This window comes from Litchfieldella qijiaojingensis, from assembly GCF_014651875.1.
Classification (GTDB): domain Bacteria; phylum Pseudomonadota; class Gammaproteobacteria; order Pseudomonadales; family Halomonadaceae; genus Litchfieldella; species Litchfieldella qijiaojingensis.
This window is the reverse complement of the sequence record NZ_BMXS01000060.1, coordinates 1-2,648: the sequence shown is the minus strand read 5'-3', so window position 1 is coordinate 2,648 and position 2,648 is coordinate 1. Positions and strand designations below refer to the sequence as shown.

Annotated in this window: 2 protein-coding genes; both read right to left on the bottom strand. The window is 66.7% G+C overall.

Annotated features, from left to right (window positions below):
• Nucleotides 1–73: 73 nt before the first annotated feature.
• Nucleotides 74–943: an IS21-like element helper ATPase IstB gene (gene istB, locus IE093_RS22160; protein WP_189473101.1), complete on the bottom strand. Its 870-nt coding sequence runs from the start codon at nt 941–943 to the stop codon at nt 74–76.
• Nucleotides 940–2,454: an IS21 family transposase gene (gene istA / locus IE093_RS22155; RefSeq protein WP_189473099.1), complete on the bottom strand. Its 1,515-nt coding sequence runs from the start codon at nt 2,452–2,454 to the stop codon at nt 940–942. Before istA ends, istB begins: the two co-directional genes overlap by 4 nt.
• Nucleotides 2,455–2,648: the final 194 nt, after the last annotated feature.

The window sequence follows — 2,648 nt, the reverse complement described above, 5'->3', positions numbered from 1 at the left end:
TGTAGCGCGTCAATCTGGATGAGAAGCCAGCGACAATCAGGATGAGAACCGGGGTGTCGCGGCCCCTTCGCTTTTACCCTTCCTTGCTTGGTGCACACGTTGCGTCATTCGAGTCTGTGTCGCTGGGCGACACGGAGTGACTCGTCTTGAGTGTCGCGCGCGTCGCCGGTCGCCCGCGTGAGCGCTTGTTGTCCATCGCGGTGCGGCGACGATAGCTGTCGACGTTGAGCTCGAAGAGGGTGGCGTGGTGAACCAGGCGGTCGACGGCGGCCAACGTCATGGCGGGATCGGGGAAAATCTTGCCCCACTCGCCGAATGGCTGGTTGGCGGTGATCAGCAGCGAGCGTTGCTCATAGCGCGCGCTGATCAGCTCGAACAAGACACTGGTCTCGGCCTGGTCCTTGGTGACGTAGGCCAGGTCGTCGAGGATCAGCAGGTGGTACTTGTCGAGCTTGGCGATGGCGGCCTCGAGGGTGAGCTCCCGACGAGCCACCTGGAGCCGCTGCACCAGGTCGGTGGTGCGGGTGTAGAGCACCCGATAGCCCGCCTCGACCAGGGCCAGGCCAATGGCCGCCGCCAAATGGCTCTTGCCCCCACCGGGAGGACCGAACAGGATCAGGTTGGCGCCCTCGTCGAGCCAGCGGTCGCCGCTGGTCAACGCCATCACCTGTGCCTGGGAGACCATGGGCACCACCGTGAAGTCGAAGCTGTCGAGCGTCTTGCCCGGCGGGAGTCGGGCATCGGTCAGGTGGCGCTCGAGCCGGCGCCGGGCACGCTCGGCGAGCTCATGTTCGGCGAGGGTGGCCAGGAGCCTCGCCGCCGGCCAGCCCTCCTGATCGGCTTGGTCGGCGAAGCGCGACCATACGGCCTTGATGGTGGGCAGGCGCAGGTCGTTGAGCATCAGGGTGAGCCGCGCAGCATCGGTCATCGAGGAAGTCCTCATGCCACCCCTCCCATGGCCGGTTGGTCCATCAGCGCGTCATAAATCACCAGCGACGCCAGGTGCACCTCGATATGGGGCAGCTCGCTCGAGGCGGGACCGAAGCGCTCGCGCAGCGCGTCGAGCTGCGGCAACTCGCCGGCCTCGAGCAGCGCCTCCAGGTGCTGCGCAAGTGCCGCTTCACAGCCCCGCTCGTGGGCCAACGCCAGCAGGCCGACCATGCAGCGACAGGCCAAGCGGGCGTCCCGCCCGGCGAGCAAGGCGTCGAAGGTGCGCCGATAGGCTTCCCGCGGGAACAACTGATCACGGTAGACCAAGTGCAACAACGCCATCGGCTTGCGCCGCAGGGCATGAATGACGTGATGGTAGTTGACCACATGGCCATGCCGGCCGCCGCGCTGGGCGCGCCCGCGGGGCAGGGTCATCAGCGCGCTGCCGCCGATGAACACCTCCAGGCGATCGTCATACAGGCGCACCCGCAGCTGATGGCCAATCAGCCGGGAAGGCACCGAATAGAACACCTTGCGCAGCGTGAAGCCGCCGGAGGACGTCACCCGCACCCGGATCTCCTCGTAGTCCTGGCTACGTTGCCGGGGCAGCGGCTGCAGCATGGCGCGTTCGGCGTCGATGCGGGGCTGATGGCGAGCGTTGCGCCGACTGACCAGTTCATCGATGAAGGCCCGGTAGGCGGTCAGGTCATCGAAGTGGCGTGAGCCGCGCAGCAGCAAGGCATCGCGGATCGCGCGCTTGAGATGGCCATGGGCACTCTCGATACTGCCGTTCTCGTGGGCCACGCCAGTGTTGTTGCGGCTCGCCGTCATGCCGTAGTCCCGGCACAGCGCCTCGTAGCGCTGGGTGAGGTCATCCTGTGCCGCTTGCTCGAGGTTGCGGAAGGCCGCCGACAGGCTGTCGGTGCGGTGCTCGCGCGGGGCGCCGCCGAGGGCCCACAAGGCGTTTTGTAGACCCTCCGCCAGCGCGACAAAGCTCTCGCCGCCCAGCACCACCTGGGCGTACTGGAAGCCGCCATACACCATCCGGAAGTGGTAAAGCCGATGGTCCAAGGGCACCCCGGCCACCGTGATCTGGAGGTCGGCCATGTCGGTGAAGTCGGACAGACCCAGGCGCCCGGGTTCGTGGGTCTGGCGGAAGATGACCTCCTGCTCCGGCCCATGCACCGCCCGCCAGGCGCGCACCCGACGCTCCAGGGTCCGGCGGATGCCGTGCTCGAGCTCGGGATGGCGGCGCCGCAACTCCTCGAACAAGGCAATCGGGCGCAGCCCCGGTGCGGCTTCCAGCAGGGGAACCACCTCTGCCTCGAAGAGACCGGCCAGCGGATCCGGCCGGCGCCGAGTGCGTGGTGACGCCGTCTGTGACGGCAGCCGCGGGTCATTCTCGAGGCGGTAGGCGGTGGCAGTGCTGAACGCGGCCTTGGCAGCGGCGGCGGTGGGACTATCACTACGGCGAAAAGTCATGTAAAGCCTCACTTGGTGATCGGTGATGTGTCGTCCCGGCACGGGGTGATCCTCTTTGGCGAGAAGACCACTCTATGTCGGGTTGGCTGCGATCACCCGGCGGGCTCCCTGAGGGGATCCCGCCGTTTTGCGTTGTCGAGGTCGTTCGGGCTACGCCCTCACGACCTCGACGACACACGATCTCGGCTTTCTCATCTTGATTGTCGCGTGACTCTCACCTTGATTGTCGCTGTACA

Excerpts from the sequence above, each read along its gene's own strand:
- istB (WP_189473101.1), bottom strand. The coding sequence starts at position 943 with ATGAGGACTTCCTCGATGACCGATGCTGCGCGGCTCACCCTGATGCTC.